The sequence below is a fragment of the Pseudomonas putida genome (assembly GCF_028682475.1).
In the GTDB taxonomy this organism is placed as follows: Bacteria; Pseudomonadota; Gammaproteobacteria; order Pseudomonadales; family Pseudomonadaceae; genus Aquipseudomonas; species Aquipseudomonas putida_AG.
The window spans coordinates 393,519-414,782 of sequence record NZ_JANHLE010000001.1 but is presented as its reverse complement, the minus strand read 5'-3'; the positions used below and the strand labels follow the sequence as shown (position 1 = coordinate 414,782).

The following is a 21,264-nucleotide window of genomic DNA, read 5'->3' as shown; positions in this document are numbered from 1 at the left end:
ACTGGAGCGGATGCCGCTGAGCCCCAACGGTAAGCTGGAGCGCAAGGCGCTGCCGGCCTTCGAGGCGCAGGCGAAGGAGGACTACGTCGAGCCAGAGGGTGACCTGGAGCAGGCCTTGGCCGCACTCTGGGCCCAGGTGCTGGGGGGGACGCGGGTTGGACGCACGGATAACTTCTTCGAGCTGGGTGGGCACTCGCTGCTTTCCCTGACCCTGCTCGATCGTATACGCCGAAATTTTGGTGTCGAGGTGGCGTTGAGTCGTTTCATGAGTGATCCAACCTTGGCCGGACTTGCTCGCCATCTGCAAGGCCAGGACGACGCCAGCGCCACACTGTTGGTACCGCTGGCGGGTGACGCCGGTCGCAACCCGCAGCTGTTCTGTTTCCACCCAAGCTATGGATCGGTGTATTGCTACCAGCCATTGGCCCAGGCCTTGAAGGATCAATGGGCTGTGCAGGGGGTAGTGTGCGAAGCCTTTGTCCTCGGCAAATGGCAGGACACCAGTTGGCAGTTGATGATCCAGCGCTACACCCGTGAGCTGCTCGCGGCACAGGCGCAAGGTCCGTTCTACCTGCTGGGTTGGTCGTTGGGGGGCAACATCGCGATGAGTGTGGCCAGGCAGCTGGAACTTGCCGGTCATCAGGTCGCTTTTCTGGGCCTGCTCGATGCACCGCCACCGCGTGAGGTCCGGCCTTTCTGGGACCTGGTGGATGAACGCAAGGGCAACCCCCCGGTCGCGCCAGACGAACACGCATCACGGCTGGCGTTGCTGTCGATGCTGTTCCCGGAGCAGGCGCAGGCGCTTCAGGCGCTGGCCGAAACCCTGCACGGTCTGACGCTGGAACAGGCCTACCGTCAGGTGCTGGATTGGGCCAGTGCGCAGATTCCCGAGCATTATGGGTTGATTGAAGGGCTGATCCTGCAGAACAAGGATCTCGACAATGCGCTGACCTTGAAGCCACGGCTCGATGCCTTGCTCGAGTCGTTCCAGTATGAAGCGACCCAGGTGTCGCCGTCCTGCTGGTGGGCAGGCAGCGACAAGTCGAACGACCTGGTTCAACTGATCGAAGCGACCTTGGCGCAAGCGTTGGGCGCAACCAGGCAAGGCCTTTCGCAGGTGTTGCCGTGCAATCACGATCAGATCATCAACAGTCGGCAGTTGCTTGAGTCGCTTGCCATGGCGCTGGCCTTGAGCCGGATGCCCGGCTGACAGGTCTCTGCTGTCAACCTTCGCCGGGGCTGCACAACAGCCCCGGCATCGGTTGGCGAAGGGTTTCTTGAGGCATAAAAAATGCCGGTCAGCACAGACCGGCATTGAGCAGAGGAGAGCCTGGCATCAGCGCCAGGCGTCCAGACGGGTGGCTTAGTAGCTGTACTTCAAGGTCAGCAGTGTGTTGCGAGGATCGCCGTAGAAGTTGTGATCGTAGTCGATGGCCTGGTAGTACTTCTTGTCGAAGATGTTGTTGATGTTGACGGACGCCGAAAAGTTCTTGTCGATCTGGTAGGCAATACGACCATTCCAGATCGAGTAACCACCCTGGTTGCGACCGTAGTAGCCAAAACCCGAAGCGGAGCTCTGGGTGTTCACCCCACCGCCGATCGACACGTTGCTCCAGTTGCCTGGCAACTGGTAGTTGGCCCAGGTGCGCAGGATATGTTTGGGCGTCTGGGTGTTGGCGGAGATGTTGCCGGCCACTGCTGGCTCTTCATCCTTGTACTTGAGCAGGTTCAACGTGTAGCCCGCATAAAGTTGCAGGCCGTCCAGTACTTCACCACTGACTTCGGCCTCAAAGCCGCGGCTCTGGATGGTGCCCGAAGGAATGTAGCAAGTGCCGCTGCAATTGGCGTTGGCAATGATCGACGACACTGATGAATCAGGCATCGGAATGTTGTCCTGTTCCATCTGGTACAGGGAGAACGAGGTGATCAGGCGACCATCCTTATGCTCACCCTTGAGGCCGACTTCATAGCTCTTGCCAGTACGCGGGTCGAGGATGTTGCCTGCGGCGCTGCGCTGGGTCTGCGGCTTGAAGATTTCGGTGTAACTGGCGTAGGCGCTCCAGTTCGGGTCGAGCTTGTATACCAGGCCGGTGTAGGGCGTGACCTTGCCGTTCTTCTGCGCTTCGCTCTTGCTCGCACCCCACGGGCCATCGGAGGTGAACACGGTCCTGAAATCGGAAACCCGGGCGCCGAGGATAAAGGACAGCGACTCGGTCAGCTCGTAGTTGGCAACACCGTAGATACCTTTCTGGGTCGAGTCATAGGCATCGTCCCATTTGTTTGCCGAATAGATGGAGTCATCGCTCGGCTCTACGTCGTTGGGCACATAGTCGAAGATGTTGATCGGTCTGACGTAGTTGTAGCGGGCCCCCCAGACATCATGACTCTTGAGTTTGGAGTAGTTGGTACCCACCGTCAGGCCAAGCTTGCGCTCGAACAGCTCCAGGTCACCGGTGGCATTGATATCGCCACCCCAGTGATCGGAGAAGTAGTCGAACACATAGGCGTCGCCCACCAGTGTGCTGCCCGGGCCCATGCGGCCACGGCGTTGCAGGTACTTGAAGTCGTTGAATTCGCGGGCGTTGATGAAGGTGCCCTTGAGTTTCCAGGTGTCGTTGAGCTGATGGGTGATATCCAGGTAGTAGGTGTCCTGGGTCTTGTCCCAGTTATCCCAAGTGGTGCCCAGGTAGGTCGAGCGGTCCAGCGAAGGCATCGAGCCGTTGGTGAAGTTGGGAATGCCCATGAAGTTCGGGGTGGCATCCACACGCTCGTGGCTGTAGCCGACACCGATCGTGGTGTCCGGCGTCAGGTCGTAGTCCAGGGCCGCGTAGAGGGTCTGGTTATCGGAACCGACGTAGTTGACGAAGGAATTGGCGGTGTCGTAGTCCATTACCACCCGGCCGCGCAACTTGCGTTGCTCATCCAGCGGGCCGGCGACATCGACCTGGGCGCCATAACGATCCCATGAACCGGCCTTGGCTGTCAGATTGACCTGCGGATCAAAGGTGGGACGTTTGCGCACCAGGTTGACTGCCCCCGATGGATCACCACCACCCTCCAGCAGCCCTTGTGGGCCGCGTAGTACTTCGACGCGATCAAGGATGGCGGTTTGTCCACCAAAGCTCGATCCCCGCGCGTAGAGTTGACGCTCCAGCGGAACGCCGTCGTACTGGAAGCTGTTAATGAAAAAGCCACGGGAATAGAACTGATAGCCGGTGAACGATGGCACCGCGGTAATGCCGGGGGAGGCCAGCAGGGCCTCGGTGACATTGGTGATGTCCTGCTCCTGCATGCGCCGCTGGGTGACCACGCTGACGGCTTGGGGAATGTCCTTGATGTTTTTTACGCCCTTGCCGATGGAGGTTACCGGCGAGGCATAGGAGTGGGTGCCTTCGGTGGTGGCGCTATCGATCCGGCTGTTGATCAGGACGTTGTCCAGGTTGATGGCCGCGCTGTCGCTGGACGGTGCATTGAGGATGACCGTGTTGCCATTGAGCTGGTAACGAATCCCGGTGCCGCGCAACAGGCGCTCCAGTGCTTCACTGGGTTCCAGATGGCCCTTCACGGCGCTGGTGCGCGTGTCGCGCACCGACTCCGGGCTGTACAGGATCTGCAGGTTGGCTTGTTTGCCCAATTCTTGCAGCGCCTGGGAAAGCGGTTGCGCAGGGATGTTCAGATCGACCGGATCGGCGAGGCTCTGAGACGCATAGGCCAAGGCAATGGCCGCTCCCAGGGAGAGCACAGTACGATTGACAGGTTTGCTGACACGCTTGAGACCAAGGCCCCGGGAAGGTTTGTTGAACATCGTATTATCCGTCAAGTGTAGGCAGATGTTATTGAGAATTGTTATTAAAAGTAAGGCTCACGACCCAGGAAAAATGGCCAAGAGGTTTTTCGGTGGGCCGTAACTGATCAAGCCGGCGCTTTTTCGCTGATGACATGCCCCGCCTTCATGGTCACCAACTGGTCTGCGACATCGAAGTAGCGGTCATCGTGGGAGATGACGATGATGGTCTTGCCCAGGCGTTTGAGGTCGGGCAGTAACTCGGTGTAAAAGATGCGGCGGAACGTCGGATCCTGGTCGGCTGCCCACTCGTCGAACACCAGTACTGGACGCTGTTCGAGCCAGGCATTGATCAGGGCCAGGCGCTTGCGTTGGCCGGTGGAGAGGTCGGTGGTGCTGAATCTGCCGTCCTGGACACTGACCTTGTGACCGATTTCCAGGCGTTGCAGGTACTGATTGGCATCCTCCGGAATAGGCTGGTCACCCTGGACCACATCGTCGAACAGGTAGTAGTCGGCGAAGATGGTGGTGAACAGCTGCCGGTAGTCATCGCGGGTCTGGCTGTTGACAGGGACGCCATCGAGGAGGATTTCTCCCGATTGCGGCGAGTACAGCCCCAGCAGCAATTTGATCAGCGTGGTTTTGCCGCAACCGTTCTCGCCGACAATGAAGACGATTTCGCCCTGGTCGATTGACAGATTCAGCGGTCCCAGACGAAAGGGCGGGTTATCGTCCACCGCTGGGAACGCATAGCAGACGTTCTTCAATTCAAGGCTGCGCAGGCTTTTCTGGGCGCTGCCCTGGTCGTCGAGCAGCAGGTGCGGCTCAGGCGAGGAGAACTGCTCGGAGAGTTCGGCTATGCGCCGGAAGGCAATCTGCGCACGGCTGATGATCGGCAGGGTTACGACCAGGTGTTCCAGCGGGCCTTTCATGTACAGCAGCACCAGCACGAAGCCGCTCATCACTGTCTTGTCAGCGGATGGCCACAACGACTGCAGCGCCAGCGCCAGGCCGATGACCACGAAGAACAGCATCGAGCCGAAGCTCTTGGCGATGACAAACACATTGATCGAACGAACCTGTGTATCGCGAATAGCGTTGGCAGTCTGCTGAATGCGGTTGACGAACATGCGTTGCCGGCGCGGCCGGTGGATACGCAGCTCCTTGGCCCCTTCGGCAATTGCGCTGTAGTGCTTTTGCAGTTCGTCCTCGGCGTCGCGGGCGGCAAGAAAACCTTTGATCCCTTTGGCCCGGGCGATGTACTGGGCGCTAATGCCGATGGCGATGGCGACCAGCATCATGAGGAACATCGGCAACGACAACATGGCCAGGTAGCCCAGGCAGCCGAGGGTGACCGTCAGCGAAATGGCCAGTGGCGCAAAGGCAAAGGCAAAGTCGCTGATGGTGTCGACGTCATGGGTCAGGACCGGGATCAGCCGATGGCTGCGATAACGCTCGATTTGCGCGATAGGCGCTGACAGCACCTTCTCGCCCAGGGATGTGCGCAGGGTTGCGATGATGTGCTGGCCAACATAGTTGGTGCCGATATCCGACAGGATTGAACTGAGCAAGGCCAGCAGGCACAGTCCGGCGAACAGCCCCACCAGCGCAGCGCTCAGCCCCGCTTCAGCATGCAGGGCAGTGTTGATGGTGGCCAGCAGCACGGTCACGCTCAGGCCACCGACCATACCCAGAACGATCGATACGCCGACCACCGGCCAGAAGGGTTTGAGCAGGGCAAACAGCTCGCGCAGCGCCCCGCGTGGTTGCTTGGTCATTGAGAGTTCCTGCTCAGGCGCGAGTGAGGGCGACAGTTTCTCGCGTGCCAACGTGGGCGCGGGCCAGGCTCTGGTACAGCGACTGGCCGATTTCCGCAGCACGTACCGGCAGCACCGACAGCAGGGTGTCACTCAAACCATGGGAGGCTTCACAGAACCCTTGCAGGTAGACGGCGGCATTGAGCTCCGGGGTGGCCAGCGCGCGATAGTGGCGGTCAACTTCGAAGTCCTGGAAATGCTGTTGCAGCGGCGCCAGCAGGTCGCGGTGGGAGCGACGTTCGTAGCCAGTGGCGAGGATCACTGCATCGTAGCGATGAGTCTGGCGAACGTCGGTGGCCAGGTCGCGCAGGGTCAGCTCGATACCTTCGGCAGTACTCACGGCGGCTTCGATGTTGCGGCGGCAGAGGACGGCGTGACGGAACTGGTGGGCGACTTTCTGGCGGTAGAGGATGCCGTAGATACGTTCGATCAGGTCGACGTCGACCACTGAGTAGTTGGTGTTGTGGAATTCCTCGATCAGCTTGGCTCGCTCGGCGTGAGGCTGGTTGAACACCAGGTCGGTGTAGTCCGGAGCGAACACTTCGTTGACGAACGGACTGTCGTCGGCCGGCTTGAGCGCCGAGGCGCGCAGGATCATGTCGACCTTGACTGACGGGTAGCTGTCATTGAGGTCGATGAACGCTTCGGCAGCGCTTTGCCCCGAGCCGATGATGGCGATGCGCATTGGCTTGCCCTCACTGCAGGGCAACTGTTGCAGGCTGTTCAGGTACTGGGAGTGGTGGAACACCCGGGCATCATCTTTGAAGGGGGAAAACAGCTGAGGGATCTTCGCTGTGCCGCCACTGCCCACCACCACGGAACGCGCGCGACGGGTGTGTTCGTGGCCGTTCTGGTCGCGGGAGATCAGGCGCAGGTGCTCGATGCGGCCGTTGTTCAGCTCCGGTTCAATGCGTACCACTTCTTCGCCGTAGACGGCCTGGGTAGCGAAGTGGTCGGCAGCCCAGCGCAGGTAGTCGTTGTACTCAAGGCGGCAGGGGTAGAAGGTGCCGAGGTTGATGAAGTCCACCAGGCGTTGCTTTTGGTGCAGGTAGTTGACGAAGCTGTAGGGGCTGGTCGGGTTACGCAACGACACCAGGTCTTTGAGGAAGGAAATCTGCAGTTCGCTCTGGGTGGCCAGGGTATTGCCGTGCCAGCGGTAGTCGCTCTGTTTGTCGATGAACAGGGCGTCGAGGGCGTGGCCGTTGGTTTCGGCAAGTTCTTCCAGGGCGATGGCCAGGGCCAGGTTGGAAGGACCGAAACCGACGCCGATCAGGTCGTGGATTTTTTCACAAGAGAGGGTCTGGCTCATGGGGGCGGTTCCTTGGGTGGTCGAGGGCGGGCACCCTGGAAAAGGGCGCCCCGGATCCTGCGCAAGTACACCGATAGAACGAGCTGTCAGAGCGAGAATTTACCGATTTCCACTGCTCAAAGTTCACGGGCAAGGCGAACGCCGATCCAGTCGCCCCGGTTGGCGGGCAGGCTGGTGTTGCGATTGCCCGAGCGGGAAAAGACCGGTGCCTCACCCCAGTCATTGCCGCGGATCACTACCAGCTTGCAGTCCACTTGTTTCCACGCGCTGCCGTTGTTCGGTGCATCGGCATAGCTGCTGTGGTAGCAGTCGTCGACCCATTCATACACGTTGCCATGCATGTCGTAGACACCGAAGGCGTTGGCGGCATAGCTGCCCACCGGGGCGCTGAAGCTGAAGCCATCCTTGGGTCCGTAGACGTTGGCGTTGCGGCTGATTTCGTATTCGGCATCGGGGTCCAGTTCGAAGGGGAAGGGGCCGCTGCTACCGGCGCGGGCGGCGTATTCCCGTTGAGCTTCGCTGATCAGGTGGTACTGCTTGCCGGTCGTGTGGCTCAACCAGGCGGCATAGTCCTGGGCATCCTGGTAGCTCATGCATACCGCCGGTTGGCGCGGCCCCTGCGGGTAGCGGGGTTTACTGGCTTTGCACTCGCGTCCGGGGCGAGTGTCGCCGTCGGCGATCTTGGCTCCGGACTCACGCAGGTAAGCATCCCATTCGCCGGCGGTCACCTGGTAGCGACTGATGGCGAAGGGTTTGGCGAAAGTCACCTGATGCACTGGACTTTCATCGGGCTGGCGTCCGACTTCGTCATCCGGGGTGCCCATCATGAAGCTGCCGGCAGGCAGCACGACCATTTCCGGGCATGCGGCCTTGCAGTCGCGAAACACCGTGCCGGGTTTGTCCGGGCTGCTGGCGGCAAGGGCCGGGAGGCTGCAGGCGGCGAGCAGTGTCGCCAGGCTCAGGTGATGCAGGGTGCGGATCATAACGGGGCCTTTTTCAGAGTTTTGGGGTCAGCAGGTCCAGGGTCCGGTCGATTTCCTGCTCGTTGTTGAGCAGGCCCGGCGCCATGCGGATTACCGGGCCGACATCGCGGTGCACAGCGTCGACGACGATGCGTTGCTCGTTGAGGTAGGCGGCGATGGCGTCGGGGTCGCGGTCTTTGATGCGGAAAAAGGTGAACCCGGCCGAATGCTCACGGCTGAGCGGGGTGACCAGTTCAATTGCCCGGTGCTCGCCAAGGCGGGCCTTGAGGTAGTCGTTGAGCTGGTGGATACGCGCCTGAACATCGGCCTTGCCCAGTTGCAGGTGCAGCTCGAACGCCTTGCCCAGCGCCCAGCGGTGCTCGAAGGCGTGGTAGCCGCCGGGGGTCATGATGGTGGCGAAGTCCTCGTCTTCGGAGAAGGTGGCGAAGGTCGGCACCAGGTGCTGCAGCTTTTCCGAGGCAGCGCAGATGATCCCGGTGCCGCGCGGGCCGAACATCCACTTGTGGGTACCGGAAATGAAATAGTCGCAGTTGAAATCGGCGAAGTTCTGGTTCTCCACGCCGAAACCGTGCACGCCGTCGATGACATAGAGGATGCGCCGCTCTTCGTCGCGCTCGCGGTTGTGCCGGCGCACCAGCTCGCCGATCTCGCCGACCGGCAGCTTCACGCCGCTGCCGGAGTGCACCCAGGTCATGCCTAGTACGCGGGTGTTGGGTTTGATGGCCTTGTCGAGGGTACTCAGCACCTGATCGGTCGAGATCTCCCGTGGCTGCTGGAACAGGCGCAGCTTGCGTACCTGGGTGCCCTGGCGTTGCTGACGAAACTCAAGAATTTTATTAGTCGAGTAGTGCTCGTGCTCGGTGGTCAGGATCTCCTGGTCAGGCGCTACCTTGAGGCCGCCGTAGATCATGCCCAGGCCTTCGGTGGTGCTGCCGGTCAGGGCGATCTGCCGGGGTTTGACCTGCAGGTAACGGGCCGCCCAGTCGCGCACTTCGCCTTCGCGCTGCCATTCGATCTGGGTTTCCCAGTCGACCCAGTGCGCCGGATTGCGGTCGATTTCGCCGCGGTAGAAGTCGATGGCGTCCTGCACCGGTTTAGGGTGGGCGGTGACCAGGAAGTTGGCGAAATGCGCGTAGTTCGGGTCCAGCGGGAACAGCTGGCGCAGTTGCTGCCATTTGTCCTTGCCGGTCGGTGTCGGTGAGCTGGTGGCCAGCGCCTGCGGCAGCAGGGTACCTGCAATCGGCAGGCTGGCGGCGAACAGCCCGGCCTGCTTGAGAAAGGTGCGACGGTCAGTCATGACGAAGCGGATTCCAGATCAAGGGGTGGCAGTGGTGGCGACGGGCTGGGCGCTTTTCTGCACCTGTTCCCAGACCCGCAGGAAGTTGCCGGCCCAGAGCTTGCCGATATCCGCTTCGGAGTAGCCGCGCGTGAGCAGTTCGGCAGTGATGTTGCGGATCTCGCTGACATCCTTGAAACCGTCGAGACCGCCACCGTCGTTGAAGTCGGAACTGATGCCGACATGATCGATGCCGACCTTTTTCACCGTGTAGTCGATCGCATCGGCAAAGTCCTTGAGGGAGGCCTTGGGCTCTTGCTCGACGATGCCGTACAGGCTGCCGGCGTATTCGCCGAAACGTGACGCCGGCCAGATGGCGATCACTGCATCACCGGGCATCAGCGCGTTGGCCAGGCCTTGCAGCGGTTGCAGGTCGAACTTGGCGCGCAGGGCTTCAAGCTTGTCCACGGTCGGCTTGCTCAGGGGCTTGAGGTAGGTGCCGAAGGCGACCACCTGGATGACCCCGCCACTGTCCTTGATCAGCTGCATTTCCTTGTCGCTGAGGTTGCGCGGGATGTCCACCAGCGCCCGCGGCGCCGAGTGCGAGGCGACCATCGGTGCCCGGCTCAGGCGGGCAACGTCTTCCAGGGCCAGGGTCGACATCTGCGACACGTCGATGATCACCCCCAGATCATTGAGGCGCTTGACCGCCTGTTCGCCCAGCGGCGACAGGCCACCGAGGGCATCGGCGGTGTCGTTGAAGAACGGTAGCGGCCGCGAGGAATCAGCCCAGTCGTTGTTGCCGGTGTAGCTGAAGCCGAACATGCGCATGCCGCGGGCGGTCCACAGGTCCAGTTGCGACAGGTCGTGGCCGAGCGGGTAGGCGTTGAGCATGCTGATGAAAATGGCAAACTTGCCTTCGCCGTTGAGGCGGCGGAAGTCTTGCGGGGTGTAGGCGATGCCGACCTGGTTGGGGAAGTCGCGGACCATGTTGCTGATGATCTTGTAGCGCACTTCCTGCTGGTGCCGGGCCTCGTCGACAAAGCCCGGGGTAGGGCGGTGCGGGGCATTCGGGCCATTCCACAGTTCCGGCCAGCCGAACAGGGTCAGGGCGGCGCCGGACAGGCGGCCCTTGCCGGCCTTGACCAGGTCGAACTGGCCGGGCCCGTCCTTGTCGATTTCGTTGCCGGCGCTGCCCAGGTTCAGTGGCACGGTGACGTGGCTGTCGAACGACAGCATGTGCTCGTGCAGGGCATTGGCTTGCTCGACGATCTTGCGTGGGTAGCCGGCGCCCAGCGTGTTGTAGACGTAGTAAGCGCTTGCAGCGGCGCCGATGGCGACCGCCAGGGCAAGGGGTAGGCCGATGTACAGGGCTTTGCGGGAACGGGGCTGGGTCTTGGTCATTGCCATCTCGACGCTGGGCTGATCGGAACGGCTTGCCCGGCGCACGGGTGGGCCAGGGGCAAAGCTCGGGTATCAGGAGGGACGAACGGCGCAGGGGTAAATTTATGGTTCCTCACGGAGTCCCGGGGAGCATGATCTTGGGGCTGGGCTGGGCTGGGCTGGGCTGGGCTGGGCTGGGCTGGGCTGTTGAGGCTGTGAGCTTATCCATTTGGTGTGGCGCGGCTGCCGGCCCCTTCCGCCTTTACGGCGGGTCCCTTTTGTCTTGGCAAAAGGAACCAAAACCGCTCGCTCCTGCATCCGGCCCTACGCTGCGCTCCGGGTCCCTTCGCTACGGCACCTTCCGGGGCCACGCGGCCTACGACTTGCTTCGCCAAGTCTACGGCTCGCGCTCTTCGGCTACGCCGAAGGTGCTACGCACTGGCCCCTACAGGCACCTACGCTCAGCCTCCTGAAGTCGCAATCTGCGGCGCCTGAACTCACGTGCATGAAGATCAAGATCAAGATCAAGATCAAGAGCGAGAGCGAGAGCGAGTCGATGTTTGCTTTGCAAGCGGGCTTGTCCCGCGTGAAATCAGTCTGGCTCTGCCAGAATCAGATTTCGAAGATGCGTCAGTCTAGGCGCCGCCCGTAACTTTGCGACTTCAGGAGGCTGAGCGTAGGTGTCTGGAGGGGGCTGGTGCGCAGCACCCTTCGGCCAAAGCCGAAGTTCGCGAGCCGTAGACTTGGCGAAGCAAGTCGTAGGCCGCGATGCCCCTGGAAGGCACCGGAGCGAAGGGACCCGCAGCGTAGCGTAGGGCCGTATGTAGGAGCAGGCGGTTTTGCCTACTTTCCCCAAGAGGAAAGTAGGCCGCCGTAAGGGCGGAAGGGGCCGGAAGCCGCGCCACACAAAATGGATAAGCTCACAGCCTCAATAACCCAACCCAACCCAACCCAACCCAGGATCATAGACGGCTCAAGTTTTACGGCCGATAGCCGATAACCGAGTCAACCCATAGACCATCAGGATGATAAAAGCATGGTTGGCATCAATGCCGTATCGATCAATGGCAGCCCGCTGAGCAGCGGGACCCCAGGTGTTGTCAGCGTCAATCTCGGCGCTCAGGACCCGGCGGCGAAAACAGAAGAAGGCACCCTCAAGGTCAACCTTTCCGGCGTCACCGAGAGCAACAAGGCCGAATCCAGCCAGAGCAGCGAAAGCAGCGAGCCGGCGCACATCCGCCAGTTGCGTGAAATGATCAAAGAACTGCAAAAGCAGTTGGCCGAACAGCAGAAACAGCTGCAGGCCATCATGGCCAGCAATATGGAAGAGACCGCCAAGGCCTCGGCAGTCGCCGCCGCACAGTCATCGGTGAGTACCACCATGGGCGCGATCCAGTCGGCCACCGCGCAGTTGCTCAAAGCCCTGCTGGACAGCGGTGGCAGCAGCGCTGGCAGCATGGTCAGCACCAGCGCCTGATGGCCAACGGGCCTGACGCCGTTGGCGCACAGGCCCGTGTGCTCAGTCGGCCATAGGGCGGTTCTGGCTGCGCTCGGATTTATAGCGCATGGCCACCGCCGGTGCCGGTTTGGTGCTGCCGGTTTCCAGCCACTGACGCATGCGGCTGGCGTCGGCGAAGTGCGTGTACTTGCCGAAAGCATCGAGAATCACCATGGCCACCGGACGGTTGTCCATCTTGGTCAACAGCACCAGGCAGTGTCCGGCATCGTTGGTGAAGCCGGTCTTGGTCAGGTCGATATCCCAGTTGCTCTTGTTGACCAGATGATCGGTGTTACGAAAGCCCAGGGTGTAGTTGGGCTTGCGAAACGCCACGGTCTTCTCGGAGGTGGTGCTCAACTGCTTGAGCAGCGGGTAATTGCGTGCCGCCAGCAGCAGCTTGCCCAGGTCGCGTGCGGTGGACACGTTGCTGGTCGACAGGCCGGTGGGTTCGACATAACGGGTGTTGCTCATGCCCAAGGCCCTGGCCTTGGCGTTCATCGCCTTGATGAACGCGTTATAACCACCGGGATAGTTATGCGCCAGGGTCGAGGCAGCGCGGTTTTCCGATGACATCAGGGTAATCAGCAGTGTCTCCCGGCGGCTGAGCTGGCTACCGAGGCGCACCCGCGAGTACACCCCTTTCATTTCCTTGTTCTGGGCGATGGTCATGGTCAGCATTTCGTCCATGTTCTGCTTGGCGTCGAGCACCACCATGCCGGTCATCAGCTTGGTCACCGAAGCGATCGGCACCACCCGGTCAGCATTGTTGGCGTAAAGCACTTTGTTGGTCTGCAGATCGATCAGCAGGGCAGCGCCGGAAGCCAGGTGCAACTTGGCAGGATCGCGTTGTACCTGGGCGGGGGGTTGCGCAGCAATGGCCGTGGGGGCAGTCGCGGTACTGGTGAGCAACAGCAGCAGGCTTAGAATCGAAAGGGAGGTTTTCACGTCGAGGCTCACTAAAAGTTGGTATGTTGTTGGCTGTGCAAGGGTTTTCCCCCAAAAACGCTCGCATTCTGGAGTATGGCCTAGAGTCTGTCGATTAGCCTGTAAACATTGGGCCAAAGATGAACGAAATTTAATCCTGTACTCATCCGTTTTGTTTCGAACCGCTCCGGCGACCGTCCCAAAGGCTGCAATGGCGGCGGTGAGTCGGCCGACGTTTGTGCCTGGAACAAGCGTGCGAAGAGGTGGCGCTGAGCGGTGTGTTGAGGTAGGGTCCGTGCTTTTTTTCGATTGACAGGAGCGGCGGATGAAAAACGGAACACTTTTGCTGGTTTTCGGGTTGGCCATAACCGCGGCATCTGCCACCAGCGGGTACTTTGCCTACGGAACGAGCCAGGTGGTGCTGAAGAACTATTACCTGGGCTCGGACCGTGCTGAGCAGGCGCAGAACAGCGACTATGCGGCAGATGGCAGCGAAGACGGGGTCAGGTAGCTGCGCTGTTTATATCGGCAGTGATTTTATCCAGCATGTAGTCGGGGCCGTATTGATGCAGTATTTCGCGCGGCAGGGCGACGGTCTCGGTGTTGATGAACTTCTCAAGGTCGTCGAAGTTGTCCTGGCCGATAACGAATATGTTTTCTGGCCTGTAAAAGTCATGTGATTTGATTTCGGTATTTGAGGTGATCAGCTTCTTGTTGAAGAAAATCGCCTCTAGCACCCGCAAGGTTATGCCGTTTTGCCCTTCTTTGTTTATATCGGCCAACATGCTCGCGTTAATCGACCTTTCGATGTTTTCTGCATAAGAAAGACCGTCATCGATATGGTATTCGGAAACGTCCTGGGTGTCGTTGTCCTTGACGATATGGAAGTCGACAATGCAGTTCGCGTCGCGCAGCTTTTGCGCGATTGATTCGATCGCAGCGGTCCGGCCTTTGTCGCGGCCGAGGAAAAAGCATTTCGCGACACTGCCCGGGAGCGCAAGCTGGCTGTACAGGCGTTCGGCATCGTCTACCCCGTATGGGAAAAACTGGTGCAGATAGTCCATGCCAAGGGCTTCGCACTGCTGCTTGTCAAAGCTGTAGACCTTGTCAAAAAAACCTTCGATGCTGTGCATGAACTCCGGCTCGACCACGTTCCTGACGAGCAGCACTTTTTTCCCTTTGAAGTTTTTGATCAGGGTAGGCTGGAAGCTTCTTCTGAACTGCCAGTCATTGCAGATGATAACGTCACTGTCCGTGATGTTGTGCGCGCGCCATAACTTTCTTGCCAGCCAGTCATTGCTGACAAGGTTTGTCTTCAGCGCCTTGTTTATGCCTGAGATATAGCGATTCAGGCGTTTTGTTTTTTTCGGGGTGGTGATGATTTCTGTGGTGTACCGCCGCGACAGGTTTTCAATCATCGTCCGTTCATAGTCGGCGATCCATCCTAGAAAAAAATACCTCACTACCTACCCCTTTGAGCGTTACTTGAAATGTGCGCGCATAAAAAAGATGGCTGAATGCCAGTTCCACATTTTCTCCTATGTCGGTTATGCGAGCAAACCAAATTAGCCAGGCTGCCCCATCATTTGCGTGATTTCATTGCCTCAGCCCCTTTTTCCTGCAAAGAGCGGGGCAAGTGACTGGCCAGGGCTTGCGCTGCCAGCAGCGAGGTCAAGGGGCCGGACACCGGTTCGCCGTCGCGTACCAGGTACCAGCAGGCCAACAGGCCTGACTCCCTGAGTGAGGCGGGGACGGCGCTGCCGACGACCGACATGATGTTGATAGAGGCCATGGCGACTCTCCTGTGATTCGTGGTCCTACCTTACGGGGTGCGACAGGTCGGTTGAAATCAACCGCTTCGATAGTACTCATCACTGTCATCGACCAGGCCTTGCCAGGACGGCGGGCTGTTGTAGGGTTCACGCGCAATCGCCGGTAAGCGAGGTGACAGGCATAATGCCCGGTCGATAGTGAAAGGAGAGTCAAATGGCCCATGTTCCCGGTAAAGACACCGTCCTGTGCATCTCCCTGGCAGGTCGACCCGGCACCTTTGGCGTGCGCTTTCACAACCATCTGTACCAGCAGTTGGGCCTGGATTTTTACTACAAGGCCATGACTACCCAGGACTTGCCGGCAGCCGTTGGCGGTATTCGCGCGCTGGGCATTCGCGGTTGCGGTGTGTCAATGCCGTACAAGGAAGCCTGCATGGCGCTGGTCGACGAGATCGACCCGTCGGCGGCGGCCATCGCGTCGATCAACACCATCGTCAATGACGCCGGTCGGCTCAAGGCCTACAACACCGATTATCTGGCGGTGCGGCAGTTGCTGGAGCAGCATCGCCTGGCTCCGGATACGGCCTTTGCCCTGCGCGGCAGTGGCGGTATGGCCAAGGCAGTGGCCAGCGCCTTGCGCGATGCCGGGTTCAGGCAGGGCATCATCGTTGCCCGCAATGAACAGGCGGGCCGGCAGCTGGCCGACAGCTGTGGCTATCGCTGGCAGGCCGAGCTGGGCGATCTGTGCCCGCCGATGCTGATCAACGTCACGCCGATCGGCATGGCTGGCGGGGTCGAGGCCGAGCAGTTGGCGTTCAGCCGCGAAGCGATTGCGGCGGCGCAGGTGGTCTTCGATGTGGTGGCGATGCCGGCGCGTACGCCGTTGATCATCGAGGCCGAGCGGCACGGCAAGGCGGTGATTACCGGGCTGGAAGTGATTGCCCTGCAGGCGCTGGAGCAGTTTGTGCTGTACACCGGCGTGCGCCCGACAGCCGAGCAGGTGGCGCAGGCGGTGGCGGTGGGAGCGGGCTTGCCCCGCGATCGGTGATCCAGGCAGTACACGCTGAGTGGAGCGCACTGGCCTCATCGCGGGGCAAGCCCGCTCCCACAGGGGTCTTACTCCAGTGCGGCCAGGCGCTCTTCCAGCGCTGCAATCCGCGCCTCCAGCGCCTCGATGCGCTCCACCGACACCGCGCCACCCGCGCTGCGCTCCGGCCCTTGCTGGCGCGCTGCAAGTATCGCTTCGATCTCTGCCGGATCACCCAGCGCATGGGTATAGCGGTCTTCACGCTGTCCGGCCTGGCGCGGCAGGTGCAAGGCAAAGCCACGGGCGATCAGGCGCTCCAGCTGATGCACCACCTGTTCGGCATCTTCGAACTCATGCATGCGGCTGCTGCGGGTCAGCAGTTCGTTGACCGTTTGCGGGCCACGCAGGAACATCAGGCCCAAGAGGGTAACCTGCGCCGGTACCAGCTCCAGGGCCTTGTCCACGCGCTGCTCCCAGCGGTCGGCGCGGCTGCCCATCTGCAAGCGGGTCAGGCCTTGCCCCTCAAGGGCGCGCAGGGCCTGGCCGACCTGGCCCTGGCTCAGGTTCATTACCGGTTCGCGGCTGGTCTTCTGGTTGCAGGCCAGGACCAGTGCGTTCAAGGTCAGCGGGTAGGTTTCCGGGCTGGTGGCCTGTTTTTCGATCAGCGCACCGAGAACGCGGATTTCGCTGCTGTTGAAGCGGGCTTCGGAAGGGGATTGGTGATCGTCGGACATGACCCTGTCTCTATGCGAAGAAAGGCCTCTAGCCTAGGTGCGCGACAGGGTAAAACACAAGCAGCCGGTGCAGGACGCACCGGCTGCGGGTCAGGCTCAGGCGCTGCGGCGCTCTTCGCCCATGCACGCGGCGGCGGTGAACAGCACGTCGGTGGAGGAGTTCAGCGCGGTTTCCGCCGAGTCTTGCAGCACGCCGATGATGAAGCCTACGGCGACCACCTGCATGGCGATCTCGCTGGGAATACCGAACAGGCTGCAGGCCAGCGGGATCAGCAGCAGCGAACCACCGGCCACCCCCGAAGCGCCACAGGCGCACACGGCAGCAACGACGCTGAGGAGAATGGCGGTAGGGATGTCGACGGCGATACCCAGGGTGTGCACGGCGGCCAGGGTCAGCACGGTGATGGTAATGGCCGCGCCAGCCATGTTGATGGTCGCACCCAGGGGGATCGATACCGAGTAGGTGTCTTCGTGCAGGCCCAGGCGCTCGCTAAGGGCCAGGTTGACCGGAATGTTGGCCGCCGAACTGCGGGTGAAGAATGCGGTGATGCCGCTCTCACGCAGGCACAGGAACACCAGCGGGAACGGGTTGCGGCGAATTTTCCAGAACACGATCAGCGGGTTGACCACCAGCGCGACGAACAGCATGCAGCCGATCAGCACTGCCAGCAGGTGCAGGTAGCCGAGCAGGGCGTCGAGGCCCGACTGCGCCAGGGTCGAGGCCACCAGGCCGAAAATACCCAGCGGTGCGAAGCGGATCACCACGCGCACGATCAGGGTGACGCCGTTGGACAGGTCTTCGACCACGGTACGGGTGGTTTGCCCGGCGTGACGGATCGCCACACCCAGGCCGATGGCCCAGGCCAGAATGCCGATGAAATTGGCGTTCATCAGTGCACTGACCGGGTTGTCGACCACGCTCAGCAGCAGGCTTTGCAGCACTTCAGTGATGCCGCCCGGGGCGCTCAGGGCCACGTCCGAGGTGCTCAGGGCGAGGTTCGAGGGGAAGGCCATGCTGGCGACCACGGCGACCACGGCCGCAGCGAACGTACCGAACAGGTACAGCACCAGGATCGGGCGGATATGGGTTTCGGTTCCGTGTTTATGGTTGGCGATCGAGGCCATGACCAGAATGAACACCAGGATCGGCGCCACGGCCTTGAGGGCGGAGACGAACACCTTGCCGACGAAGCCCAGGCTCAAGGCAACCTCGGGGGCGATCAGGGCCAGGGCGATACCGGCCACCAGGCCGATCATGATCTGCAGTACCAGGCTGGTACGGTTCAATAGTTTTAGAACGGGTGTCATGTCGGGTGTTTCTCAGTCTTGTAGAGGGCAGTCAGCCCGTTGCGACGCCGGAAAATACGAGGGCGTCAGGCGATCAGGGGCATGAAAGGGGCGCGACTTTAGCACAGCAGGCACAATGGGTGATTGCCCTGTGTCACCCGACAAGACGGCCGTGTAGTATGCGCGCCCCTTTGAAACGGCTGACGGCCGTGGATGTTTAGCGTTCTGGAGTGTAGATGTTACTGCCGATTCTGTTGCTGGCTGCGGCCGGCTTCACTGTGTTGACCACCGAGTTCGTGATTGTCGGCCTGTTGCCGGGGATCGCCCGCGATCTGGCGGTCAGCGTGCCCCAGGCCGGGCTGCTGGTGACCCTGTTTGCTTTCACCGTGGCCTGTTTTGGCCCGTTCCTCACCGCCTGGTGTGCACGCTTCGAGCGCAAGCGCCTGTTCGTCGGCATCCTCCTGCTGTTCGCCGCCTGCAACGCCCTGGCGGCGATTGCGCCGAACATTTATGTCATGGGCCTGGCGCGGCTGCTGCCGGCGCTGGGCCTGCCGGTGTTCTGGTCACTGGCCAGTGAAACGGCGGTGGATATCGTCGGACCGGCGTATGCCGGGCGGGCCATTTCCAAGATCAGCTTTGGTGTGGTGTGTGCCACGGTGTTCGGAATTCCGGTCGGCACCCTGGTCGGCGATGCGCTGGGCTGGCGTGCGGCGTTCGCCTTGCTGGCCGTGCTGGCGCTGGCCAAGGCGTTGCTGCTGCACCTTTACCTGCCGCGTACACCGCGGCATAACCAGGCCACCTCGTTGCGCGGGCAGTTCGGCACCCTGCGCAGCCGTTTGTTGCAAGGCCACGTGCTGCTCTCGGTGCTGGTGTTCAGCGGCATGTTCACCGTTTATACCTATCTGGCCGATATCCTCGAACGCCTGGCCGGATTCGATGGCACGCGGGTCGGCTGGTACCTGATGGGTTTCGGCGCGGTAGGCCTGATCGGTAACAGCCTGGGTGGCCGCGCGGTGGATCGCCACCCGTTGCTGGCTTCTGCAGGCTTTTGTGCGTTGATGCTGGTCGGCCTGATTGCCCTGGTGCCGAGCATCCACTCCACCTACGGCCTGATCGGCGCGCTGGCGATCTGGGGAGCGGCCCAGGCGGCGCTGTTTCTGGTCAGTCACGTCCGCCTGATCAAGGCGGCACCGCAGGCACCGGCCTTTGCCGCTTCGCTGAACATTGCCGGGGCCAATCTGGGGATTGGTCTGGGGGCAATCATCGGCGGCCGGGTGATCGACGCTGTGGGCCTGGCTGCCCTCGGTTATGCCGCCGCCGTGCTGATTGGCGCCTCGGTGCTGCTGGCGCTGGGCTTGATGCGCATGCGCAACCCCAACGCTACCAGTTGAACAGTTGGCGGCGGGCGCCTTCGGTGATGGCGAGAATGCCCGGGTGTTTGACCTTGCGCTCCACCGAAATGGCGTAGAACGACTCGATCACCGCGTCGGTCTGGCCGATCAACTCAACCCCGTACTGGCGGCAGACTTCATCGGCAATCACGCTGGGGCCGATGAAGATGCCGCTGCCGGACTGGCCAAACGCCTGCATCAACGCACTGTCATCGAACTCGCCGACTATCCGCGGCTGAATCTGCTGCTCGGCGAACCAGCGCAGCAAGCGGCTGCGCACCACGGTTTCCTGGCCGGGGATCAGCAGCGGCGCATGTTGCAGGCAGGCCGGAAACTCCTCGCTCAATTCAGCGGCCAGGGCAGGGGTGGCGAAGAAACTGATGCCACATTCACCCAGGCGCTGGCTGTACCCCTTGATGTCCAGATGGCTGGGCATGGGGCTGTCGGAGATCACCAGGTCCAGGCGCTGGATTGCAAGGTCGGCCAGCAGGCGTTCGAGTTTGTCTTCGCGGCAGCTCAAGCGCAGGGCGTCTTCCATGTCCATGGTCGGTGCCAGCAGGCGGTAGACGATGGATTTGGGCACCACATCGGCGACCCCGACCCGAAACAGGATCTGCTGTTCGTCCGGGCGGGCGCGCAGCATGGCTTCCAGCTCGCCGCCGATCTGAAACATCTGCTCGGCGTAGGTCAGCGCCTGGCGACCCGTTTCGGTCAGTTCCAGCTGCCGCCCGACCCGGCGAAACAGCTCGATGCCGTAAGTCTGTTCGAGCAGGCTGATCTGCCCGCTGATGGTCTGCGGCGTCAGGTTCAACTGCTCGCCAGCGCGCACGATGCTGCCGGTGCGGGCCACCACCCAGAAGTAATGCAGCTGACGGTAGTTGAGCATGCAGGTTCCCGATTCGTAAAAACCGAAGTATAAGCGCTGAAAATACGAATTTTCCTGATGTATCGAGATATTTACAATCCCCAGCCATCACGGTGCCACTGACTGGGCACTGATCATCGACACGGAGAACCACAGATGCTGCAACTCAAATCCATCGGCACACCCCTGGTGCTACTGCTGGCCCTGTTTGCCGTGAGCGGCTGCGAGCAGGCGGAAAAATCCGCCCAGCAGATGCTCAACCAGGCCGCAGAGTCCGCCAAGGAAGCGATCGACCAAACCAACCAAGCCGCCCAGCAGGCCCTCAGCGAAGCCACCGGCTCCGAGGGCGAGAAGGCCGCCAAGCCCGAGCGCGACGACAGCGCTAAAGAAATCTGACCCACCCTTACCTTGATGCAGGATTGATTCATGGAATACTTGTTGGAACTCGCTGCAAGCCCGACCGCCTGGGTAGCCCTGGCCACCCTGGTGGCCATGGAGATCGTGCTCGGCATCGATAACCTGATCTTCATCTCCATCCTGACCAACAAGTTGCCCGAGGAATTCCGCTCCAAGGCGCGTCGAATCGGTATCAGCATGGCGCTGGTGATGCGCCTGGGTCTGCTCAGCACCATTGCCTGGATCGTGCAACTGACCGAGCCGGTTATCGATGTGTTCGGTCATGCCTTCTCCTGGAAGGACATGATCCTGATTGCCGGTGGTCTGTTCCTGCTGTGGAAGGCAACCACTGAAATCCACGAGAGCGTCGATCCGCGGGCCAAGGAAGAAAGCAAAGCGTCCTCGACCATCACCCTGGGCTTTGCGGCCGCGATTGGTCAGATCCTGCTGCTGGACATCGTCTTCTCGATCGACAGCATCATTACCGCTGTGGGCATGACCGAGCACTTGCCGATCATGATCATTGCTGTAGTGAGTGCCGTGGTGGTGATGCTGGTGGCTGCCGACCCGCTGGCCAAGTTCATCAACGACAACCCGACCGTGGTGATGCTGGCCCTGGGCTTCCTGATCATGATCGGTATGACCCTGATCGCCGAAGGCTTTGGCGCCCATGTACCGAAAGGTTATGTGTATGCGGCGATGGCGTTCTCTACTGCGATCGAAGCGCTGAACATCCTCTCGCGCCGAGCGCGGCTCAAGCGCGAAGCGGCTGAGGGTTGATGCAAATCGCGGGGCAAGCCCGCTCCCACAGGCCTGGT

The 21,264-nt window shown here is 61.1% G+C and carries 19 protein-coding genes; 7 read left to right on the top strand and 12 right to left on the bottom strand.

Going from position 1 to position 21,264, the window contains the following annotated elements; all coding sequences use genetic code 11:
* A partial coding sequence (locus NPS47_RS02070; protein WP_274293457.1) for a thioesterase domain-containing protein occupies positions 1 to 1,210 on the top strand: 1,210 nt, incomplete at its 5' end.
* A 153-nt stretch (positions 1,211 to 1,363) separates the two neighbouring features.
* On the opposite strand, the gene NPS47_RS02065 is transcribed toward NPS47_RS02070, so the two are convergent.
* The 6 genes from NPS47_RS02065 to pvdM form a co-directional block, all read right to left on the bottom strand.
* Positions 1,364 to 3,805 (bottom strand): TonB-dependent siderophore receptor, encoded by a 2,442-nt coding sequence (locus NPS47_RS02065; RefSeq protein ID WP_274293456.1) that lies wholly within the window; start codon positions 3,803 to 3,805, stop codon positions 1,364 to 1,366.
* Between the two features lie 107 nt (positions 3,806 to 3,912).
* On the bottom strand, positions 3,913 to 5,562 hold the full coding sequence (locus tag NPS47_RS02060) for a cyclic peptide export ABC transporter (protein WP_274293455.1): 1,650 nt from the start codon (positions 5,560 to 5,562) through the stop codon (positions 3,913 to 3,915).
* 13 nt (positions 5,563 to 5,575) lie between these two features.
* Positions 5,576 to 6,910 (bottom strand): lysine N(6)-hydroxylase/L-ornithine N(5)-oxygenase family protein, encoded by a 1,335-nt coding sequence (locus tag NPS47_RS02055; RefSeq protein WP_274293454.1) that lies wholly within the window; start codon positions 6,908 to 6,910, stop codon positions 5,576 to 5,578.
* Positions 6,911 to 7,026: 116 nt separating this feature from the next.
* The gene (locus NPS47_RS02050) at positions 7,027 to 7,890 is read right to left on the bottom strand and encodes a formylglycine-generating enzyme family protein (RefSeq protein WP_425313469.1); all 864 of its coding nucleotides are present in this window, start codon (positions 7,888 to 7,890) and stop codon (positions 7,027 to 7,029) included.
* Positions 7,891 to 7,906: 16 nt separating this feature from the next.
* Positions 7,907 to 9,190, bottom strand: coding sequence for an aminotransferase class V-fold PLP-dependent enzyme (locus NPS47_RS02045; protein ID WP_274293452.1), 1,284 nt, complete (start codon positions 9,188 to 9,190; stop codon positions 7,907 to 7,909).
* An 18-nt stretch (positions 9,191 to 9,208) separates the two neighbouring features.
* Positions 9,209 to 10,573 carry a pyoverdine-tailoring dipeptidase-like protein PvdM gene (gene pvdM, locus NPS47_RS02040; protein WP_274293451.1) on the bottom strand — a complete coding sequence of 455 codons (1,365 nt, stop codon included), beginning with the start codon at positions 10,571 to 10,573 and terminating at the stop codon, positions 9,209 to 9,211.
* A 1,015-nt stretch (positions 10,574 to 11,588) separates the two neighbouring features.
* Between pvdM and NPS47_RS02035 the strand changes: the two genes are divergently transcribed.
* Positions 11,589 to 12,029 carry a hypothetical protein gene (locus NPS47_RS02035; RefSeq protein ID WP_274293450.1) on the top strand — a complete coding sequence of 147 codons (441 nt, stop codon included), beginning with the start codon at positions 11,589 to 11,591 and terminating at the stop codon, positions 12,027 to 12,029.
* Positions 12,030 to 12,071: 42 nt separating this feature from the next.
* Here NPS47_RS02035 and pbpG read toward each other — a convergent pair whose 3' ends face one another.
* The gene (pbpG, locus tag NPS47_RS02030) at positions 12,072 to 12,995 is read right to left on the bottom strand and encodes a D-alanyl-D-alanine endopeptidase (RefSeq protein WP_274293449.1); all 924 of its coding nucleotides are present in this window, start codon (positions 12,993 to 12,995) and stop codon (positions 12,072 to 12,074) included.
* Between the two features lie 304 nt (positions 12,996 to 13,299).
* Here pbpG and NPS47_RS02025 point away from each other — a divergent pair, with 304 nt between their 5' ends.
* Positions 13,300 to 13,485: a hypothetical protein gene (locus NPS47_RS02025; protein WP_274293448.1), complete on the top strand. Its 186-nt coding sequence runs from the start codon at positions 13,300 to 13,302 to the stop codon at positions 13,483 to 13,485.
* Here NPS47_RS02025 and NPS47_RS02020 read toward each other — a convergent pair.
* Both NPS47_RS02020 and NPS47_RS02015 read right to left on the bottom strand, forming a co-directional pair.
* Positions 13,478 to 14,392: a hypothetical protein gene (locus tag NPS47_RS02020; RefSeq protein ID WP_274293447.1), complete on the bottom strand. Its 915-nt coding sequence runs from the start codon at positions 14,390 to 14,392 to the stop codon at positions 13,478 to 13,480. The genes NPS47_RS02025 and NPS47_RS02020 overlap by 8 nt on opposite strands.
* Positions 14,393 to 14,556: 164 nt before the next feature.
* Positions 14,557 to 14,766, bottom strand: a complete 210-nt coding sequence (locus tag NPS47_RS02015; RefSeq protein WP_274293446.1) for a hypothetical protein — start codon at positions 14,764 to 14,766, stop codon at positions 14,557 to 14,559.
* A 194-nt stretch (positions 14,767 to 14,960) separates the two neighbouring features.
* Here NPS47_RS02015 and NPS47_RS02010 point away from each other — a divergent pair, with 194 nt between their 5' ends.
* Positions 14,961 to 15,794, top strand: a complete 834-nt coding sequence (locus tag NPS47_RS02010; protein WP_274293445.1) for a shikimate 5-dehydrogenase — start codon at positions 14,961 to 14,963, stop codon at positions 15,792 to 15,794.
* 68 nt (positions 15,795 to 15,862) lie between these two features.
* On the opposite strand, the gene NPS47_RS02005 is transcribed toward NPS47_RS02010, so the two are convergent.
* Complete coding sequence (locus tag NPS47_RS02005) at positions 15,863 to 16,507, bottom strand: YceH family protein (protein WP_274293444.1); 645 nt, start codon at positions 16,505 to 16,507, stop codon at positions 15,863 to 15,865.
* A 96-nt stretch (positions 16,508 to 16,603) separates the two neighbouring features.
* Complete coding sequence (gene sstT, locus NPS47_RS02000; protein ID WP_274293443.1) at positions 16,604 to 17,815, bottom strand: serine/threonine transporter SstT; 1,212 nt, start codon at positions 17,813 to 17,815, stop codon at positions 16,604 to 16,606.
* A 215-nt stretch (positions 17,816 to 18,030) separates the two neighbouring features.
* Here sstT and NPS47_RS01995 point away from each other — a divergent pair, with 215 nt between their 5' ends.
* Positions 18,031 to 19,185 carry an MFS transporter gene (locus NPS47_RS01995; protein WP_274293442.1) on the top strand — a complete coding sequence of 385 codons (1,155 nt, stop codon included), beginning with the start codon at positions 18,031 to 18,033 and terminating at the stop codon, positions 19,183 to 19,185.
* Here the strand turns inward: NPS47_RS01995 and nhaR are convergent.
* A complete protein-coding gene (gene nhaR / locus NPS47_RS01990) occupies positions 19,175 to 20,071 on the bottom strand; it encodes a transcriptional activator NhaR (RefSeq protein WP_274293441.1) in 897 nt (298 codons plus the stop codon). The genes NPS47_RS01995 and nhaR overlap by 11 nt on opposite strands.
* A gap of 135 nt (positions 20,072 to 20,206) precedes the next feature.
* Between nhaR and NPS47_RS01985 the strand changes: the two genes are divergently transcribed.
* Positions 20,207 to 20,446, top strand: coding sequence for a hypothetical protein (locus tag NPS47_RS01985; RefSeq protein ID WP_274293440.1), 240 nt, complete (start codon positions 20,207 to 20,209; stop codon positions 20,444 to 20,446).
* Positions 20,447 to 20,476: 30 nt separating this feature from the next.
* Positions 20,477 to 21,226 (top strand): TerC family protein, encoded by a 750-nt coding sequence (locus NPS47_RS01980; RefSeq protein WP_274293439.1) that lies wholly within the window; start codon positions 20,477 to 20,479, stop codon positions 21,224 to 21,226.
* Positions 21,227 to 21,264 lie beyond the last annotated feature (38 nt).

Bases quoted from the DNA above. Each gene is read 5' to 3' on its own strand.
- NPS47_RS02045 (WP_274293452.1), bottom strand. From the start codon at position 9,190: ATGACTGACCGTCGCACCTTTCTCAAGCAGGCCGGGCTGTTCGCCGCC.
- sstT (WP_274293443.1), bottom strand. From the start codon at position 17,815: ATGACACCCGTTCTAAAACTATTGAACCGTACCAGCCTGGTACTGCAG.
- NPS47_RS02015 (WP_274293446.1), bottom strand. From the start codon at position 14,766: ATGGCCTCTATCAACATCATGTCGGTCGTCGGCAGCGCCGTCCCCGCC.
- NPS47_RS02010 (WP_274293445.1), top strand. From the start codon at position 14,961: ATGGCCCATGTTCCCGGTAAAGACACCGTCCTGTGCATCTCCCTGGCA.
- NPS47_RS02065 (WP_274293456.1), bottom strand. From the start codon at position 3,805: ATGTTCAACAAACCTTCCCGGGGCCTTGGTCTCAAGCGTGTCAGCAAA.
- NPS47_RS01985 (WP_274293440.1), top strand. From the start codon at position 20,207: ATGCTGCAACTCAAATCCATCGGCACACCCCTGGTGCTACTGCTGGCC.
- NPS47_RS02060 (WP_274293455.1), bottom strand. From the start codon at position 5,562: ATGACCAAGCAACCACGCGGGGCGCTGCGCGAGCTGTTTGCCCTGCTC.
- NPS47_RS01980 (WP_274293439.1), top strand. From the start codon at position 20,477: ATGGAATACTTGTTGGAACTCGCTGCAAGCCCGACCGCCTGGGTAGCC.
- NPS47_RS02020 (WP_274293447.1), bottom strand. From the start codon at position 14,392: ATGATTGAAAACCTGTCGCGGCGGTACACCACAGAAATCATCACCACC.
- NPS47_RS02035 (WP_274293450.1), top strand. From the start codon at position 11,589: ATGGTTGGCATCAATGCCGTATCGATCAATGGCAGCCCGCTGAGCAGC.
- NPS47_RS02025 (WP_274293448.1), top strand. From the start codon at position 13,300: ATGAAAAACGGAACACTTTTGCTGGTTTTCGGGTTGGCCATAACCGCG.
- pvdM (WP_274293451.1), bottom strand. From the start codon at position 10,573: ATGACCAAGACCCAGCCCCGTTCCCGCAAAGCCCTGTACATCGGCCTA.
- NPS47_RS02005 (WP_274293444.1), bottom strand. From the start codon at position 16,507: ATGTCCGACGATCACCAATCCCCTTCCGAAGCCCGCTTCAACAGCAGC.
- NPS47_RS02055 (WP_274293454.1), bottom strand. From the start codon at position 6,910: ATGAGCCAGACCCTCTCTTGTGAAAAAATCCACGACCTGATCGGCGTC.
- NPS47_RS01995 (WP_274293442.1), top strand. From the start codon at position 18,031: ATGTTACTGCCGATTCTGTTGCTGGCTGCGGCCGGCTTCACTGTGTTG.
- nhaR (WP_274293441.1), bottom strand. From the start codon at position 20,071: ATGCTCAACTACCGTCAGCTGCATTACTTCTGGGTGGTGGCCCGCACC.